The sequence below is a fragment of the Oleiphilus sp. HI0125 genome (assembly GCF_001635355.1).
In genome coordinates this window covers 1-524 of the sequence record NZ_LWGF01000488.1, presented here as the reverse complement: position 1 = coordinate 524, position 524 = coordinate 1, and the positions used below count along the sequence as shown (strand labels likewise).

The following is a 524-nucleotide window of genomic DNA, read 5'->3' as shown; positions in this document are numbered from 1 at the left end:
ACATAGTCAGCGTTCTTACGCGTACATTAAATTGATCTTAGCTCCCAATGAATGGTTCGAGTTTGATGAGCTAATTTTTGATGTTGAAAAAGCGATTGGTACGCCTGTTCAAACGGCGGTCAAACGTCAAGACGAGCAGGCATTTGCCAAACTTAATGCAGATAACTTGATGTTTTGTGAGGACGCAGCGAGACGCTTAAAAGACAGCTTAGAGCATATGAATGGCGTGGTGGATTATTGGTTCAAGGTTGAACATCAAGAAAGCTTGCATGCACACAATGCTGTAGCGATCGATTATAAATTTAGCGAATGAAAAGCGCCCCAAGAAAAACGAGGAAATAGAGAATGATGGAAGATGTGATCCCAAGAAATTACGAAGAATGGAAGCATTGCATTACGGTGGAGTGCGGCATCCCGCTGTCTATAGAGTTTATTGAAGAGAGAATCACTGCTTTGCAGGACATACGAGACTTTAAGACAAAGCAATTCTTAGACTTGTATGGTGAAAGATATCTTAATCAAGT

The 524-nt window shown here is 41.0% G+C and carries 1 protein-coding gene; it reads left to right on the top strand.

What is annotated here, in order from left to right; translation table 11 throughout:
* The coding region (locus tag A3762_RS06235; RefSeq protein ID WP_197469072.1) for a GTP cyclohydrolase, FolE2/MptA family at nt 1–313 on the top strand (313 nt) is incomplete at its 5' end.
* Between the last annotated feature and the right edge of the window lie 211 nt (nt 314–524).